This window comes from uncultured Algibacter sp., from assembly GCF_963976535.1.
Classification (GTDB): Bacteria; Bacteroidota; Bacteroidia; order Flavobacteriales; family Flavobacteriaceae; genus Algibacter_B.
Map to the genome: position 1 here is coordinate 62,037 of NZ_CAXBLF010000008.1, position 16,971 is coordinate 79,007.

General features: G+C 33.4%; 17 protein-coding genes. 14 read left to right on the forward strand and 3 right to left on the reverse strand.

Going from position 1 to position 16,971, the window contains the following annotated elements:
* Positions 1–17: 17 nt before the first annotated feature.
* Positions 18–188: a hypothetical protein gene (locus AAC024_RS04360; protein WP_339893991.1), complete on the reverse strand. Its 171-nt coding sequence runs from the start codon at positions 186–188 to the stop codon at positions 18–20.
* Positions 189–451: 263 nt separating this feature from the next.
* On the reverse strand, positions 452–1,351 hold the full coding sequence (locus tag AAC024_RS04365) for an AraC family transcriptional regulator (protein ID WP_339893992.1): 900 nt from the start codon (positions 1,349–1,351) through the stop codon (positions 452–454).
* 188 nt (positions 1,352–1,539) lie between these two features.
* Here AAC024_RS04365 and hemA point away from each other — a divergent pair, with 188 nt between their 5' ends.
* The 14 genes from hemA to AAC024_RS04435 all read left to right on the forward strand — a co-directional run bounded on the left by hemA (position 1,540) and on the right by AAC024_RS04435 (position 14,586).
* Positions 1,540–2,811: a glutamyl-tRNA reductase gene (gene hemA, locus AAC024_RS04370; protein ID WP_339893993.1), complete on the forward strand. Its 1,272-nt coding sequence runs from the start codon at positions 1,540–1,542 to the stop codon at positions 2,809–2,811.
* Between the two features lie 133 nt (positions 2,812–2,944).
* Positions 2,945–4,531, forward strand: coding sequence for a hydroxymethylbilane synthase (gene hemC / locus AAC024_RS04375; RefSeq protein WP_339893994.1), 1,587 nt, complete (start codon positions 2,945–2,947; stop codon positions 4,529–4,531).
* A 112-nt stretch (positions 4,532–4,643) separates the two neighbouring features.
* Positions 4,644–5,672 (forward strand): uroporphyrinogen decarboxylase, encoded by a 1,029-nt coding sequence (gene hemE / locus AAC024_RS04380; protein WP_339893995.1) that lies wholly within the window; start codon positions 4,644–4,646, stop codon positions 5,670–5,672.
* Positions 5,673–5,813: 141 nt separating this feature from the next.
* Positions 5,814–6,572: an EI24 domain-containing protein gene (locus AAC024_RS04385; RefSeq protein ID WP_339893996.1), complete on the forward strand. Its 759-nt coding sequence runs from the start codon at positions 5,814–5,816 to the stop codon at positions 6,570–6,572.
* Positions 6,562–7,107 carry a GNAT family N-acetyltransferase gene (locus AAC024_RS04390; protein WP_339893997.1) on the forward strand — a complete coding sequence of 182 codons (546 nt, stop codon included), beginning with the start codon at positions 6,562–6,564 and terminating at the stop codon, positions 7,105–7,107. The genes AAC024_RS04385 and AAC024_RS04390 overlap by 11 nt, the downstream gene beginning before the upstream one ends.
* A gap of 3 nt (positions 7,108–7,110) precedes the next feature.
* Positions 7,111–7,458, forward strand: a complete 348-nt coding sequence (locus AAC024_RS04395; protein WP_339893998.1) for a 5-carboxymethyl-2-hydroxymuconate Delta-isomerase — start codon at positions 7,111–7,113, stop codon at positions 7,456–7,458.
* A gap of 3 nt (positions 7,459–7,461) precedes the next feature.
* On the forward strand, positions 7,462–8,364 hold the full coding sequence (gene hemF / locus AAC024_RS04400) for an oxygen-dependent coproporphyrinogen oxidase (protein ID WP_339893999.1): 903 nt from the start codon (positions 7,462–7,464) through the stop codon (positions 8,362–8,364).
* Positions 8,365–8,402: 38 nt separating this feature from the next.
* A complete protein-coding gene (hemB, locus tag AAC024_RS04405; protein WP_339894000.1) occupies positions 8,403–9,389 on the forward strand; it encodes a porphobilinogen synthase in 987 nt (328 codons plus the stop codon).
* 21 nt (positions 9,390–9,410) lie between these two features.
* Positions 9,411–10,694 carry a hypothetical protein gene (locus tag AAC024_RS04410; protein ID WP_339894001.1) on the forward strand — a complete coding sequence of 428 codons (1,284 nt, stop codon included), beginning with the start codon at positions 9,411–9,413 and terminating at the stop codon, positions 10,692–10,694.
* 14 nt (positions 10,695–10,708) lie between these two features.
* Positions 10,709–10,903: a hypothetical protein gene (locus AAC024_RS04415; protein ID WP_339894002.1), complete on the forward strand. Its 195-nt coding sequence runs from the start codon at positions 10,709–10,711 to the stop codon at positions 10,901–10,903.
* A gap of 126 nt (positions 10,904–11,029) precedes the next feature.
* On the forward strand, positions 11,030–12,115 hold the full coding sequence (locus AAC024_RS04420; RefSeq protein ID WP_339894003.1) for a hemolysin family protein: 1,086 nt from the start codon (positions 11,030–11,032) through the stop codon (positions 12,113–12,115).
* An 83-nt stretch (positions 12,116–12,198) separates the two neighbouring features.
* Complete coding sequence (locus tag AAC024_RS04425) at positions 12,199–12,672, forward strand: methylated-DNA--[protein]-cysteine S-methyltransferase (protein ID WP_339894004.1); 474 nt, start codon at positions 12,199–12,201, stop codon at positions 12,670–12,672.
* 52 nt (positions 12,673–12,724) lie between these two features.
* On the forward strand, positions 12,725–13,876 hold the full coding sequence (locus AAC024_RS04430; protein ID WP_339894005.1) for a serine hydrolase: 1,152 nt from the start codon (positions 12,725–12,727) through the stop codon (positions 13,874–13,876).
* Positions 13,873–14,586 carry a 3'-5' exonuclease gene (locus tag AAC024_RS04435; RefSeq protein ID WP_339894006.1) on the forward strand — a complete coding sequence of 238 codons (714 nt, stop codon included), beginning with the start codon at positions 13,873–13,875 and terminating at the stop codon, positions 14,584–14,586. Before AAC024_RS04430 ends, AAC024_RS04435 begins: the two co-directional genes overlap by 4 nt.
* A gap of 76 nt (positions 14,587–14,662) precedes the next feature.
* On the opposite strand, the gene AAC024_RS04440 is transcribed toward AAC024_RS04435, so the two are convergent.
* Positions 14,663–16,971 (reverse strand): immunoglobulin-like domain-containing protein (locus tag AAC024_RS04440; protein ID WP_339894007.1); only part of this gene is annotated, 2,309 nt, incomplete at its 5' end.

A 16,971-nucleotide genomic window follows, 5' to 3' on the forward strand; every position in this document is an offset into this window, starting at 1 on the left:
CAAATAATTCCATCCGATTATTTCTTGGTAGTTTCTTTCTCTTCCAATTTTTGATGATAATATAACTTAGGTCTTTCAGCTTTATAATCACAATCTTGAAAAATACCGCAAGATGTACTGGAACGCGCTAATGATTTAGTGATTATGTTTTTTGATAGTGCTGCTATTTCTGGGGTTAAATATTTCATATTATTAAGTTTATATTTTGAGACTGTCAGGTTTTTGAAACACAAGTGTTCGGAAGACAATTAAAATACGATTATTTTTAAATAATGTGAAGATTAAAATGTAAAACGTTTTAAAAAACACCCCTAAAGTCCCCTCAAGGGGACAATTCACTCAGTTGAATAGAACGATTGTCCCCTTGAGGGGACTTTAGGGGTGTTAATATATAATAGCAACGGCTAAAACTCTACCGAACACCAATATTTTGAAACCTGACAGGTCTAATTTAACTCAAAGACATCACATATTTCTTAGGCGTTGTGCCATATTTCTTTTTAAATGCAGCTATAAAATGGCTTGATGTGCTATATCCTACTTTATGTCCAACTTCATTTACATTGTCATTACCAGCCTCTAATAATTTACGCGCCACTTCCATTTTGTAGTCAAACAAAAAACTAAAAACCGAATCGCCATAAATTTGTTTAAAGCCTTCTTTTAACTTTTTAAGGCTCAATCCAATTTCATCAGCTAATTCTTGTAAGCTTGGTGGTTCAGCCATTCTTGACACAATAATGTCTTTCGCTTTTCTAATTTTAATGACGTTGGTTTCATCAACTAAAAACGGGCATTGCTCAATATCGGCATCCTCACTTCTATTAAAATACAAACTCAACAACTCATAAGCCTTCCCTTTAAAATACAAGGTCTTAATAGATTGATTAAGATTGTAATTTATTAATTGATTCAATACTATCGCCATGGAAGGTGAAATAACACCATCTTTATAATATTTTTTATCCTTATTATCTTCGCTCAAAAAAGTAATATAATCTGCTTCTTGCGAAAATAAAGCGTGAAAATTTTTAATTGATATTAATACTGAAACCATCCAAGAATGCGGATTAATTTCTAAATTTATTGGAAGGTTACGCTGCGGATTATAAAGCAATAATGAGTTTTCCTCAAGAATATTTAGTCGATATCGCCCCTCATTAAAAACAAATTGACTAGAACCCTTAACACAAAAATGAAATTGAATAAAATCGCTATCTATTTCTTTATCAAGAGATTGTATTTCGCCTGATTCGTTTTTATAAGCCAACACTAAAACACCTGCATCAACCTTCGTTTCTTCAAAAGTACTTTTAGCGACACTTTTATTAGCTTTAAATTCTTGATTCATATTTTTTTATTTAGATTGATTATAAATAAAACACCTAAAACATGCCTAATACAATGCGAAAATATGACTTTTATCATGTAATAATAAAAAATAACGTTAAAAAACCACAAACGATACTAAAAGTTCTTTGAGCGTTACTTTTTTTTAAAGCATCCCTATATTTTTGCTTCACATTATCAGGTATAGCAATGCAAAAATACAATATTAGTAGAAGTAGTTCCTTTTATTCCATTGGTTTGAGTTATAAAAAAGCCGATGCAGATATAAGAGGTCGTTTTAGTTTGGATGAAGAATCTAAACTAGCATTGCTAAATCAAGCTAAAGAAAATGATATTGAAAGTTTGGTTGTAACTTCTACCTGCAATAGAACCGAAATATATGGTTTTGCTCAACATCCCTTTCAATTAATCCAACTTCTTTGTGATAACACTCGTGGAACGGTTGAAGAATTTCAAGAAGTTGCCTACATTTACAAAAACAAAGATGCTATTGCACACATGTTTCGGGTGGGTTCTGGTTTAGATAGTCAAATTCTTGGAGATTTTGAAATTATAAGTCAGTTAAAAATCAGTACAAAATTATCTAGAAAACACGGATTATTAAACCATTTTACTGAGCGTTTAGTAAATGCTGTTATTCAAGCTAGTAAACGTATTAAAACAGAAACTGATATTTCTTCAGGCGCAACATCCGTATCTTTTGCTTCAGTACAATATATTTTCAAAAATATTGAAAACGTTTCTGATAAGAATATATTATTATTCGGAACAGGAAAAATTGGTAGAAACACTTGTGAAAACTTAGTAAAACATACCCAAAATAAGAATATAACTTTAATAAACAGAACAAAAACCAAAGCAGAACAAATTGCTGGAAAGTTTAATTTATTGGTTAAAGACTATGCCAATTTACAAGAAGAGATTAACGAATCTGATATTCTAATTGTAGCTACAGGTGCGCAACGCCCTACTATTGACAAGCACATCATTCAATCAGAAAAACCCCTCTTAATTTTAGATTTATCAATTCCGAAGAATGTTAACCAAAATGTTCAAGAATTGGAAAATGTATCGCTTGTTCATCTAGATCATTTATCTCAAATTACTGATGAAACTTTAGAGGCTCGAAAAGCTCATATTCCTTCCGCCGAAGTAATTATAGAAGAAATAAAAGCCGAATTTAACAGTTGGTTAGAAACCAGAAAGTTTGCCCCAACTATTAAAGCTTTAAAACATAAATTATCTGATTTCGCTACTGCGGAATTAGATACACAACGCAAAAAACATGCTGATTTTAATGAGGAACAAGCCGAATTAATTAGCAATAACATCATTCAAAAAATTACTAACCACTTTGCGCATCATTTAAAAGATGATGACGTATCTACTGATGATAGTCTTGAACTTATTAAAAAAGTATTTCAGTTAGAAACTTCCACAAAAAATGTTGATACTGCTTAAACTCCAAAAATGACGAATATAAATTGTTCCTTTTTTGCTTACTTATCGTTCAAAAAAATAACCGTAACTAGGCTATGCTAATTTTTTCCGCCTCAATTAATCTAAAAATAATTCAATTTATCCATCCATCATTTTGAAATCTAATCAGTATAAAACCATAAGAATTGGTACGCGCGATAGTGAATTAGCACTATGGCAAGCCAAAATAGTACAAAGTTTACTTGAAGATGCAGGTCATAAAACAGAACTAGTGCCTGTAAAATCTACGGGCGATTTAGTTTTAGATAAACCGCTTTACGAATTAGGCATTACAGGTATTTTTACGCGAACTTTAGATATCGCGATGTTAAATCATGACATCGATATTGCGGTACATTCTTTAAAAGATGTGCCAACAGTTTTGCCAAATGGTATTGTGCAAGCAGCGGTTTTAAAACGTGGTAACGTAAATGACACGCTTGTTTTTAAAGACAATGAGGAATTTTTAGGGGCTAAAGAAGCTGTTATTGCAACTGGTAGTTTACGCAGAAGAGCGCAGTGGCTAAGTCGCTTCCCAACACATACTATTACCGATTTACGTGGTAATGTCAATTCCCGTTTACAAAAACTTGAAGATAGCGATTGGAACGGTGCCATATTTGCAGCTGCAGGTATTGGTCGCATCGGTATCAGACCTGAAGAAGCCATCAATTTAGATTGGATGATTCCTGCTCCAGCTCAAGGCGCCATTATGATTACTGCCTTAGAAGAAGATGAATTTGTAAAAGCAGCATGTGCTGAACTAAACCACGAAGAAACAGAAATTTGCACCACTATTGAACGCGAATTTTTAAATAAATTAGAAGGTGGTTGCACAGCGCCTATTGGTGCTTTAGCCTATATAAAAGATGAGGAAATCAACTTTAAAGGGGTTTTATTAAGTCCTGATGGCACAAAAAGAATTGATGTTACCCGAGTTAAAAAACTTGGCGAACATCATGATATGGCTCAGTATTGTGCCGATTTTGTTATAGAACGTGGTGGTAAACGTTTAATGGACAAGATCAAAAATTCCACTAAAAAAACGAATGTATTTTCTACAAAATCATTTACCGAAGATCAACGCTTATTATTTCATGAAAAGGTAGTTGTAGAAAGTTCAGATTTCATAAAAATAAGTTTGAATCGTATTCATCCGCGTTTCTTAAAAAATGAAATTCAGAATGTTGTAATTACTAGTAAAAATGCTGTTGAATCACTAACCACAAACTATTCAGCAATAGAATTACAATTTAAAAATATTTACTGTGTGGGTCGCAGAACCAAACGTCTAGTTGAAAATAAAATAGGCAAAGTCAAGCACACCGAAAAGAATGCTCAAAAATTAGCGGAGTATTTAGTGGATTATATAGAAGGCACCGAAGTTACTTACTTTTGTAGCGATATAAGGTTAGATGCCTTACCAACTATTCTAACCGAAAATAACATAACAGTAAATGAAGTTGAAGCCTACCAAACTAAATATGATGGTTATAAAGTAGATAATTCTGTTGAAAGTGTCATGTTTTTCAGTCCATCAACCATAGAAAGTTTTGTGCGTAGTAATAAAAAAGAAATAACTGCTTTTTGTATTGGCGAGACTACTGCAAAAAAAGCTAGTAAGCATTTTAAAGATGTTAGGATAGCAAAAGTACCAACAGTAGAAAGTGTAATTGAGTTGGTTAATGAACATTATGTGTAATGTTTGACTATGAAGCTATCTCCTGCGAGGTTTTAAAAACCTTGTAGGTATTAAAAAAATAACAAAAATAAACCTACAAGGTTTTAAAAACCTCGCAGGTCAAAACAAAGACATGAGTATTAAAAACGATTTATTTTTAAGAGCATTAAAAGGAGAAACTGTAAACCGCCCACCAGTATGGATGATGCGTCAAGCAGGGCGTTATTTACCGGAATTTATGGCTATAAAAGAAAAGTATGACTTCTTTACACGTTGCCAAACTCCAGAATTAGCAAGTGAAATCACTGTGCAACCCATCCGAAGATACGGTATGGATGCTGCCATTTTATTCAGCGATATTTTGGTAATTCCTCAAGCTATGAACATCGAGGTACAAATGAAGCCAAATTTTGGACCATATTTACCAAATCCTATTCGCTCTCAAAAAGATGCTGATAACGTGATTGTTCCAGACGTAAAAGAAGCTTTAAATTATGTCTATGAAGCTGTAAAAGCAACCAAAGAAAAACTTAACGACGACATTCCGTTAATTGGTTTTGCAGGTTCCCCATGGACCATTTTATGCTATTGTGTGCAAGGTCAAGGCAGCAAAAATTTTGATAAAGCCAAAGAATTTTGTTTTACAAACCCGATTGCAGCACATCAATTATTACAAAAAATTACAGATACAACCATTGCCTATTTAAAGGAAAAAGTAAAAGCAGGATGTAACGCCGTTCAAGTATTCGATTCTTGGGGAGGCATGCTCTCGCCTGTCGATTATCAAGAATTTTCGTGGCAATATATCCAACAAATCATAGATGCTTTAAAAGACGATGCACCAGTAATTGCCTTTGGTAAAGGCTGTTGGTTTGCCCTTGGCGACATGGCAAAATCTGGCGCTTCGGCTTTAGGTATAGACTGGACATGTTCTCCAAGAAATGCGCGTTATTTAACCGGTGGAAACATCACGCTACAAGGTAATTTCGACCCAACACGCCTTTTTTCTCCACCATCAGAAATCAAAAAAATGGTACACCAAATGATTAACGAATTTGGTAAAGACAAATACATCGTAAACCTCGGCCATGGTATTTTGCCAAACATTCCGCTAGATCATGCCAAAGCGTTTATAGATGCCGTTAAGGAATTCCCCTCTTAATCTCCCCAAAGAGGAGAAACTGTTGAGGAATCGCTCATCCATTCAGGGTTTTTAAATTGAATGGAAAGTTTAAATAATAAAACATTTCAAACTCCCTCTCCTTCGGAGAAGGTTGGGGAGAGGAATAAGGTTGGGGAGAGGATGATCAAAAACATCATTTCAGGAATTAAAGCATACTTCGGTGCTTTCAGTTTAATTTCAAAATTAAAACTATGGAATTATTTTGCTATACCCATGATAATTAGTTTGGTAACCGCAATTGCAGTTTTTGGTTCAGCCTACGGATTATCAGATAATATTGGCGCTTTCATTTCAAAAATATGGATTTGGGATTGGGGACACGACACCTTTTCTTCAATTAGCAATTTTATTGGTGGGCTCATTGTTATAGTCATAGGCCTTATTCTTTTCAAACACATCATAATGGCGCTATCCGCACCATTTATGAGTCCCGTTTCAGAAAAAATTGAAGCCCATTTTACAGGTAATCCTCCACATTCGCATAGAGATACAACCTTTATGCAACAACTCTTGAGAGGCATCCGTATTAACGGTAGAAACTTAATCATGGAATTGCTACTAACCATTCCTATTCTGCTTTTAAAGTTTATTCCTGTAGTCAATATATTTTCAACTATTTTGTTATTCTTGGTGCAAGCCTATTATGCCGGTTTTGGTAATATGGATTACACTTTAGAACGTCATTTTCAATATAAAGAAAGCTTGCAATTTGTGCGTAAGCATCGTGGCTTAGCCATAGGTAACGGTATTGTTTTTATTCTGTTTTTATTAATTCCAGTAATTGGTGTAATTTTAGTGCTTCCATTATCGGTTACAGCAGCTTCAACCAGAACGGTAGAAGCGCTTCAACTTAAAAACACGCCAACCAATGCCGCTTAATATTGATTCATATCATATCATCCCAATACACCCAAAAGACGGATGGACTGTCTGCAACTTTTCAGTCGCTAATGAAGACCGATTAAAACACTATTTCCCAAAAACATTAGAGCAGAATTTAACTCCTGATTTATCAAATATTTTTGTCGCAAAAATGGTTAAACAATTTGAAACTAAGGAAGAATTTTTATTCACTTTACGAGAAAACGAATCCAATAAATTGGTTGGTTTAGTTTATATTAAAGAAGTGGATTGGACAAAAAAACAAGGCGAATTCGCATACTGCATAGATTATAGTGTTGAAGGTAAAGGCTTAATAACAGAAGCTGTAAAACAATTATCAGACTATGCTTTTGATACTTTGGGCTTCAAAACATTACAAATCATTTCACATAAAAGTAATATTGGCAGTGTCAAAGTTGCTGAAAACAATAATTTTACTTGGATTAAAACACTTAAAAATGAGTTTACACCTCCAGGAGGAAAACCACTAAATATGGAGTTATACGAACTATATAAAAAAATAGAATCTTAAAATATGCCACATTTTGTTATTGATTGCTCAGAAAATATTTTAACACTTCAGCAACCTGGAAAAATCATGCAAGACGTACACAAATTGGCTTGTAACACGGGTTTATTTAATGACGCAGATGTAAAAGTACGACTGAACCCTTTTAAAGAACATTATTTAGTAGGTGGGAAACAAGATGATTTTATTCATGTTTTTGCTAATATTATGGAAGGCAGAACTACAGAACAAAAGGCTAATCTTTCTAAACAAATTGTTACACAATTAAAGACTTTGTTTCCAACTGTTCCCTTCATCGCTATAAATATTAGAGATTTTGAGAAAGCAACTTATTGTAACAAGAAGATGATTTAATCAATGAAAGACAAATTCTACCAATACATCCAAGATTTACAAGATAGCATCACATCAAAACTTGAAGCTATAGATGGTAAAGCCAAATTTCAAGAAGACATTTGGAAACGACCAGAAGGTGGCGGCGGGCGAACCCGTGTTATTGAAAATGGAAACGTTTTTGAAAAAGGCGGCGTAAACATTTCTGGAGTTCAGGGTAAACTACCAAAATCTATGCAAGCCTATTTTAAAGTAGGCGATGTCGATTTTTTTGCCTGCGGATTGAGTTTGGTTTTGCATCCTAAAAATCCGATGGTGCCAACGGTTCATGCGAATTGGCGCTATTTTGAAATGTACGATAAAGCAGGAAACATTATTGATAGTTGGTTTGGTGGAGGTCAAGATTTAACACCGTACTATCTGTTTGAAGAAGATGCTAAACACTTTCATCAAACCTGTAAAACGGCCTGCGATAAGCATAACCCCAAGTTTTATCGAACATACAAAAAACGTTGTGATGAATATTTTTATAATGCGCACAGAAACGAAGGCAGAGGCATAGGTGGTTTGTTTTTTGACTATTGCAAAGCTTCTGATAATATGACTATGGAAAATTGGTATAACTTTGTAACTGAAATTGGCGATAGTTTCTTGGAAGCTTTTGCCCCAATAGTTGAAAAACGAAAAAAATTACTATACACAGATGAACAACGCAATTGGCAAGAAATACGCCGTGGACGTTATGTAGAATTTAATTTAGTACATGATAAAGGCACCTTGTTCGGACTAAAAACTAACGGACGTATAGAAAGTATTTTAATGAGTTTACCTCCGCATGTGCAGTGGGTTTACGACCATCATCCTGAAACTGGAAGTGATGAAGATAAATTAATTGAAGTATTAAAAAACCCTGTAGATTGGGTTTAAAATAGAACCAAGACCTCAGGTCTGATAAACATAAAGCTATGTATCCATTACGAAGAAACAGAAGATTAAGAACCAACGAATCAATTAGAAGCTTAGTTCGCGAAACCATAATAACACCTAATGATTTTTTAGTCCCACTTTTTGTGGTTGAGGGTAAAGGTATTAAAGATGAAATTCCATCAATGCCTAACTACTTTCGTTTCAGTTTAGATTTGTTAGAAGGCGAAGTAAAAGAGCTTTGGAAACTGGGATTAAAATCGGTGTTACTTTTTGTAAAAGTACCAGATAATTTAAAAGACAACAAAGGTATCGAAGCATTAAACCCCAACGGATTGATGCAACGTGCTATTAAAACCGTTAAAAACGTATGCCCAGACATGTTAGTGATGACAGATGTTGCGCTTGACCCTTATTCTGCTTACGGACATGATGGTATTATCGAAAACGGACAAATCATAAACGATGAAACTGCCGAAGTTCTAGCAGAAATGAGTATTTCTCATGCACAAGCTGGTGCTGATTTTGTTGCACCTAGCGATATGATGGACGGTCGTATTCTTGCTATTCGCGAAGCCTTAGAAGATGAAGGTTTTACAAATACTGGTATTATGAGTTATTCTGCTAAATATGCTTCTGCGTTTTACGGCCCTTTTAGAGACGCTTTAGATTCTGCCCCTGTAGATTTAGTGGATATTCCCAAGGATAAAAAATCCTATCAAATGGATTATGCCAACCGTTTTGAAGCCATTCGTGAAACTGAAATGGATATTGATGAAGGCGCAGATATCGTGATGGTAAAACCAGGTTTGTGCTATTTAGATATTGTTCGAGACATTAAAAACGAAGTAGACGTACCAGTTGCGGTTTATCAAGTGTCTGGAGAATACGCCATGTTAAAAGCTGCAGCAGAAAAAGGCTGGCTAGATCATGATGCTGTTATGATGGAACAAATTACAGCTATTAAGCGCGCAGGTGCTGATATTATAGCGAGTTACTTTGCCAAAGATGTAGTAAAATTTTTATAACTTTGTGGAAAATTAAATTTTATGACAGCGGTAATTGGTATTCTAAATAAAAACGCAGTTGCTATTGCAGCCGATTCAGCTGTAACTGTATCTGGTAGTAATGGAAGAAAAATATATAACACTGCTAACAAAATTTTTACTTTATCAAAATTACATCCCGTTTCAATCATCATATATAATTCAGCGAATTTCATTTCTACACCCTGGGAAATAGTAATAAAAATATATAGAAGTGAATTAAAAGAAAAATCTTTCCCATTACTAAAAAATTATTCGGACGATTTCTTTAAGTTTTTGAAGTCTAGAAAATTCTTTTCGTCAGATGAAACAATTAGTCATTTTACTCAATCATTTATATACTTTTCTTTTGAAGAGTTGACTAAAATGGCAATTAATAAAGCGATTGAAAGTGAAGAAGATCTTGTTTCGGTGTCAAGTGAAGACAGAATAACTTTGTTTAAAAAAAATATTATTGAAATAATTGATTTTCAAATCAAGCAATTTAAATCTGAAGAAAAATTAAAAGACTTTACTTCATTAACAAAAAAAAGATTTAATGAAGTAATTGGTGATCAAATTAAAGAAATAATTGAAAGTGAATTTGAAGAATTTAATACAAAAGAAATTTTGACTAAATTTTCAACTTTGACATATGAATATATTAAAAGTAAAGCCTTTTTGGGTTCTTGGACTGGCTTAGTTTTTGCAGGTTATGGTAATGATGAAATATATCCGACTACGATTAGCACTAAAGTTGCTGATGTTTTTGATAATAAAATTAGATTTTATACTGAACATGTCGAGAAAATAAATGATAGTAATTCTGGTTCAATAATGCCATTTGCACAAAGAGATGTTATTGATACTATTATTACTGGTATTAGTCCAGATATAAATCAAACTTTATTTTCAACATTTAACAATTTCTTAAATGGTTATAATGAACATTTGATTAACTTAGTGGGAAGTGAAAAACCAGAATTAGCAAAAAGCTTAAAAGCAATTGATACCGAAGCTATATGTAAACAATTTTTAGATGAAATCGAGAATGTAAAAGAAATTAAACATATCGAACCAACTGTAACTACAGTATCTATTCTTTCTAAAGAAGATCTTGCAGAAATGGCAGAAAGTTTAATATATTTGACATATTTAAAAAGAAGAATAAGTTCAGACGAAGAATCTGTTGGTGGTCCAGTAGATGTAGCTTTAATTTCAAAGGGAGATGGTTTTATATGGATAAAAAGAAAACATTACTTTGAAAAGGAATATAATCCACATTTTATAAAAAATTACTACAAATAATAAAAATCGTAATCATGTCACTATTTTTAAAAAACAATAAAAAATATAATAACAACATTTTAACCTTGTCTTTTTTTAGAGAACTATCAAAACAGAAAGAAGATAATTCTAAAAAAACTGTTAATGTTGATAGCGATTCAAATGAAATTGCAGAAATAATTTCAGAAAAGTTATTAAAAGAAGTTCAAAAACAGTTAGTTTTAAAATAAATTGACCTTACGTTATTAAAAAAAAAGCTGTCATTATGATAGCTTTTTTTATTTATAGACTTGCTTTAAACCCTATCTATTCTTCTAAAATTAATTTTGTAATTTCACATTAAAATTCATTCTTAAATGAGTACACTAATTTTTTGGGCAACTATCTCTATTTTCTTTTCCTTTTTATGTTCTATTCTCGAAGCTGTTTTATTAAGTGTCACTTCCACGTTTATAAACGTTAAAAAACAAGAAGGTAAAGACTATGCTTTAACCTTAGAAACTCTAAAAAAAGATGTAGACAAACCGCTTATCGCCATACTTACACTAAACACCATTGCTCACACTCTAGGCGCAATGATGGTAGGTATTGAAGCTGAAAAATTACCTTTCAAAATTGAACTTTTTGGTATCAACACCGTTGGTGTGGTATCTGCAATTATGACGTTTTTAATTTTAGTGGCTTCCGAAATTATACCAAAAACTATTGGAGCCACTTACTGGAAAAAGCTGGCTAATTTTACTTCCAAAGCATTGGTGGTTTTAATTTTTCCATTGAAATGGACAGGTATTTTGTGGTTACTTCAACTCACAACAAAACTTATTGGCGGGAAAGGTCACGGTAGTATTTTAAGCCGTGAAGGATTTTTAGTTATGGCAGATATGGCTCATGAAGAAGGTGTTTTTCAAGAAAATGAAAGTAAAATCATTAAAAATTTACTAACCTTTAAAGAGGTGTTTGCTAAAGATGCTATGACACCACGAACAGTAATGCAAGCCGAAGACCAGAACACCACCGTTAAAGACTTTTTTAATAGAAATTTAAATTTACGCTTTTCTAGAATTCCTATATATTCAAAAAATCCAGATAACATAAAAGGGCTTGTTTTAAAGGATGAAATTTTTAAAGAAATGGCACTTGGTAATGGTGATAAAAAGTTATCCGAGTTAAAACGAAACATTATTATAATTGATAGAAATTTACCTATTCCTAATTTGTTTGAACAACTCATTGAAAGCAGAAATCATATGGCATTAGTGGTTGATGAATACGGTTCGGTTAGTGGTTTAGTGACCATGGAAGATGTTATCGAAACCTTATTAGGATTAGAAATTATGGACGAGAGTGATAATGTTTCAGATTTGCAACATTTAGCTAGAAAAAGCTGGGAAGCACGCGCTAAAAAGCTAGGTATATTTGATGATAATACGACTTCGGAATAATGAAACATTCGTGCTAAAACATTATCCTAAAATTATATTTAAAGAAATGTTGCATCTGACAATTAAAAAATAAAAATAATCAGATGAAAACTTGTATTATTAATTCGCCTTTAGGATTCACCAAAATAGTTGGTAATGAAGATGGCATTGCCTCTGTTACAGTGCTTAATTCTGAAGAAAAAACTACAGATATTATCCCTATTGAATTAGAAGATTGTGTCATACAACTCAATGAATATTTTGAAGGAACTCGTAAAGCATTCAACATTAAATTAAATGCAAACGGTACCAATTTTCAAAAGAGAGTGTGGAAACAATTGGAAGAAATCCCTCATGGAAAAACAACTTCATATTTAGAATTATCAAAACAGTTAGGTAATGTAAAAGCTATTCGAGCAGTTGCTAATGCTAATGGCAAAAATCCATTATGGGTTATTGTGCCTTGTCATCGCGTTATTGGGAGCGATGGTTCGCTAACTGGTTATGCTGGAGGTTTACATCGAAAACAATGGTTGTTGGAACATGAAAGTCCTTATAAGCAACAATCTCTTTTTTAACCTTAATTGCAAAGAATTTTCTTATCTTTAATTTCTACTTTAAACTAAAGAAATGAAATTCTTAAAAAAACTCTTCAAATGGATAGTTATCTTATTGGGACTACTAATCATTGTATTATATATTACGGATACAGATTATCTTATTAAAGCGGTAAGAACCATATATCTACAAGGTTATACCACGGCATATCTAGAAGATTATAAGAAATTTGACAACCAAGTTATTGAAAATGGCACACCTAAACCATGGCCAAATCATAAAAACTACAATTCGGTTATAGAAACTGAAAGTTTAGATGTGATAAATAAATCCAACGGCACCATAGCTTACGTCATTATAAAAAATGACAGTATCTGGTTTGAAAACTATTATGATGGTTTTAATGAAAACTCTCAGTCCAACTCATTTTCTATGGCGAAAAGTTATGTGAGTGGGCTTATGGGAAAAGCTATTATGGAAGGGTATATTAAAAATTTAGACCAACCAGTAAGTGATTTTTTGCCAACCTTCAATGAAGGCTTGGCAGCTAAAATGACTGTAGGAGATTTATCTAGTATGGCTTCAGGTACAAATTGGGACGAAAAATATTATTCCCCGTTATCAATTACAACAAGAGCCTATTTTGATGATGATTTAGAAAAGGTAATGCTAGGTTTAAAAGTTCCTAACGAACCAGGAAAGTCATTTAAATACTCCAGTGGTGACACACAAATGTTGGCTATGGTTATTGAGAAGGCCACAGGTAAAAAATTATACAATTATTTAACCGAAAGCTTCTGGAAACCTTTAAATTCAGAAAATCCTACGCTTTGGCAAGTTGATAGCGAAGGGCATGATTTAGTTAAAGCTTACTGCTGTATTGCAAGTAATGCAAAAGATTTTGCTCGTTTTGGAAAACTCTATAAAGACCATGGGAAGTGGAATGGAAAACAGATTTTAGATTCTACTTTTGTAGCAAAATCTTTAAAACCTGTTCATAGTGATGGATCTATGTATGGTTATGGTTGGTGGTTAAAAACAATGGGGGCCAAAAACTTTTTTATGATGCGCGGACACTTGGGGCAATATGTTATTGTTGAACCAAATGACAATGTTATTATTGTAAGATTAGGGCATTCTAAAGGTTCTAATAAAGCGGTTGGTAAATTCACCATAGACATAAACACTTATATTGAAGAAGCCTATAAAATGCTAAACAAATGATTTCAAAATTAAATTTAGAAAACATATTATTTTTAGATATTGAAACCGTTCCTGAAACACAACATTTTTCTGATTTAGATGAAACCAAACAAGCCCTTTGGGATCATAAATCAAAATACCAAAGAAAGGATGATTTTACAGCCGAAGAATTTTATGACCGTGCAGGAATTTGGGCAGAATTTGGTAAAATAGTTTGTATTTCGGTAGGGTATTTCAATATTTTAAACGATTTACGAACGTTTAGAACTACGTCTTTTTATGGTGATGAAATTAAAATTTTAAAAGACTTTAAAAACTTACTTATTTCACATTATAGTCAAACCAAGCATCTACTTTGTGCGCATAATGGAAAGGAATTTGACTTTCCTTATATAGCACGACGCATGATAATTAATGATATTGAATTACCATATAAACTTAACTTGTTTGGAAAAAAACCTTGGGAAGTGCCACATTTGGACACTTTAGAATTATGGAAATTTGGCGACTATAAAACCTATACCTCTTTAAAACTATTGACTAATGTTTTGGGGATTCCTTCGCCTAAAGATGATATAGATGGCAGTGAAGTGTATCGTGTTTATTACGAAGAAGACGAAATAGATAGAATTGTTGTTTATTGTGAAAAAGACACGATTGCAGTCGCACAAATATTTCTGCGATTACGAGGCGATGCTATTTTAACTGACGACGAAATTATTCACATATAAAACACAAGTAATAGAAAAGTCCAGATTTTAAATCTGGACTTTTCATTTTTGAGCTAGTCATTACTCCATTATTGGCTTATTCTTTAATAAACCTTTCCATCATTTTATATGTTCCATCGTTGACTTCAATGTAATACATGCCTGCTTCTAAATTATCAACAGTAATGGCTTTAGACGTTCTGCCTATATTCACTATTTGACCAAGCGAATTGATTATTCTGTAAGACATATTTTCTCCTTTTGAAGTTTTAATATTTAAAATATCTCCAACAGGGTTTGGATATAGCGTGAGTATATTAAAGCTATTTGTACTAACATTCAATAAATCGCCTTTTGATTCATTTTTAGCTGCTGCTACTGCTATGGTTAAGTTTATATTATCAATAGCTATATCTGCTTGCCAAGTACTTCCGGTAATTCTATTAAATCTTAATTGAACAGTATTTCCTGTATAAACTGATAAATCTATATTAGTAGATAACCAATTATTCCCTTTATTTCCAGATTCACTCCAAATAGGTGTCCAACTTATGCCGTTATCATTGCTTGCCTCTAACGTAATTGTTCCCATATCAGCGGCGCCATACATATGATAATTAAAACTAAATGTAGCTGAAGTTGACGTACTTAAATCGTAACAAGGTGAATTAATAATGGCTTGCTTATTAGGATAACCTGTGCCATTTCCCGATGCTTCAACAAAAATATAATAACTTCCTTGAACTGCACTTGATGGCCCTGTACTTCCAGACGGTGTTCCATTAGCATCAATAGTCCAATTAATATCATCAGCACTTGATTGTGTCCACAACCCTATTGTATTCTCAAAGCTTTCAGCATAAGGGTAACTTGTTATTTCTCCTGAACAACTATTTATAACTAATTCTCCTTCAATTAAACTAATGTTATCAATAGCTATATCTGCTTGCCAAGTGCTTCCTACAAATCTGTTAAAGCGTAATTGGATTCCTCCACCCGTATAGGCAGATAAATCGATTACGGCAGTTTGCCAAGAATTACCTTTATTTCCAGTTTCATTCCAAATACTAGTCCATGTAAGTCCTTCATCCTGACTTAACTCTAAATCAATACTTCCCATATCAGCAGCTCCATACATATGGTAATTAAAACTGAATGTTGCCTCAGTTAATCCACTCAAATCAAAACAGGGTGAATTTAATATAGCTCTTCTACTTGGATAATTAGGAGTAGAAGCTTCAACAAATACGTAATAATTGCCTTCTACTGCACTTGAAGGACCTGTATTGCTTGATGGTGTTCCAGAAGCATCAACAGTCCAGTCAATATCATCAGAAGACGATTGCGTCCATCCTCCTAAAGTGTTTTCAAACCCTTCTGAGTATGGAAATGAGGCAATACCTCCAGAGCAACCTGCATTAATTTCTGATACTGTAATTGTTCTAGAAACTTGTGTGGCAGGGTTTCCAGTAGCGTCACTTACATTATACGTTACATTATAAGTACCTGCTGAACTGGTATTAACAGTATCTCCACCAATTACTATACTAGCAGTTATATTACCATCGAAGTTATCCGAAGCTGTTGCTCCAAACTCTGTATATATGTCACCTACGTTCAAATTAATTACTGATGCCCCTATTAATGTAATTACTGGTGCGGTAGCATCTGGCAGTACATTTACTGTTCTTATTCCTTGAGTTGCAACATTTCCTGCAATATCATTGACATCATACGTTACTAAATAAGTATTGGCAATATTTGTATTAACAACATCTCCTCCTATAACAATGCTTGCTGTGATATCGCCATCTAAATCATCTACCGCTGTGGCACCTTGTTCAGTATAAACATCACCTACATTAAGATTAATTGTTGAAGCTCCATTTAAAGTAATGACTGGAGCCGTTGTATCTGGGATCACATTTACCGTTCTTACAACCTGCGTTGCTGGGTTACCTGCTGCATCGCTTACATCATAAGTTACTAAATAGGTGCCGCCTGTATTCATATCTACTGTTACGCCTCCTATAACAATACTTGCCGTGATATCACCATCTAAATCATCTACCGCTGTGGCACCTTGTTCAGTATAAACACCGCCGACATTAAGATTAATTGTTGAAGCTCCATTTAAAGTAATGACTGGAGCCGTTGTATCTGGGATCACATTTACCGTTCTTACAACTTGTGTTGCTGGGTTTCCTGCGGCATCGCTTACATCATAAGTTACTAAATATGTGCCGCCTGTATTCATATCTACTGTAACGCCTCCTATAACAATACTTGCCGTGATATCACCATCTAAATCATCTACCGCTGTGGCGCCTTGTTCGGTATAAATACCGCCTACATTAAGATTAATTGTTGAAGCTCCATTTAAAGTAATGACTGGAGCCGTTGTAT

Bases quoted from the DNA above. Each gene is read 5' to 3' on its own strand.
- AAC024_RS04435 (WP_339894006.1), top strand. From the start codon at position 13,873: ATGATTTCAAAATTAAATTTAGAAAACATATTATTTTTAGATATTGAA.
- AAC024_RS04420 (WP_339894003.1), top strand. From the start codon at position 11,030: ATGAGTACACTAATTTTTTGGGCAACTATCTCTATTTTCTTTTCCTTT.
- hemA (WP_339893993.1), top strand. From the start codon at position 1,540: ATGCAAAAATACAATATTAGTAGAAGTAGTTCCTTTTATTCCATTGGT.
- AAC024_RS04410 (WP_339894001.1), top strand. From the start codon at position 9,411: ATGACAGCGGTAATTGGTATTCTAAATAAAAACGCAGTTGCTATTGCA.
- AAC024_RS04395 (WP_339893998.1), top strand. From the start codon at position 7,111: ATGCCACATTTTGTTATTGATTGCTCAGAAAATATTTTAACACTTCAG.
- AAC024_RS04430 (WP_339894005.1), top strand. From the start codon at position 12,725: ATGAAATTCTTAAAAAAACTCTTCAAATGGATAGTTATCTTATTGGGA.
- hemB (WP_339894000.1), top strand. From the start codon at position 8,403: ATGTATCCATTACGAAGAAACAGAAGATTAAGAACCAACGAATCAATT.
- AAC024_RS04415 (WP_339894002.1), top strand. From the start codon at position 10,709: ATGTCACTATTTTTAAAAAACAATAAAAAATATAATAACAACATTTTA.
- AAC024_RS04390 (WP_339893997.1), top strand. From the start codon at position 6,562: ATGCCGCTTAATATTGATTCATATCATATCATCCCAATACACCCAAAA.
- AAC024_RS04425 (WP_339894004.1), top strand. From the start codon at position 12,199: ATGAAAACTTGTATTATTAATTCGCCTTTAGGATTCACCAAAATAGTT.
- AAC024_RS04360 (WP_339893991.1), bottom strand. From the start codon at position 188: ATGAAATATTTAACCCCAGAAATAGCAGCACTATCAAAAAACATAATC.
- AAC024_RS04365 (WP_339893992.1), bottom strand. From the start codon at position 1,351: ATGAATCAAGAATTTAAAGCTAATAAAAGTGTCGCTAAAAGTACTTTT.
- hemE (WP_339893995.1), top strand. From the start codon at position 4,644: ATGAGTATTAAAAACGATTTATTTTTAAGAGCATTAAAAGGAGAAACT.
- AAC024_RS04385 (WP_339893996.1), top strand. From the start codon at position 5,814: ATGATCAAAAACATCATTTCAGGAATTAAAGCATACTTCGGTGCTTTC.
- hemF (WP_339893999.1), top strand. From the start codon at position 7,462: ATGAAAGACAAATTCTACCAATACATCCAAGATTTACAAGATAGCATC.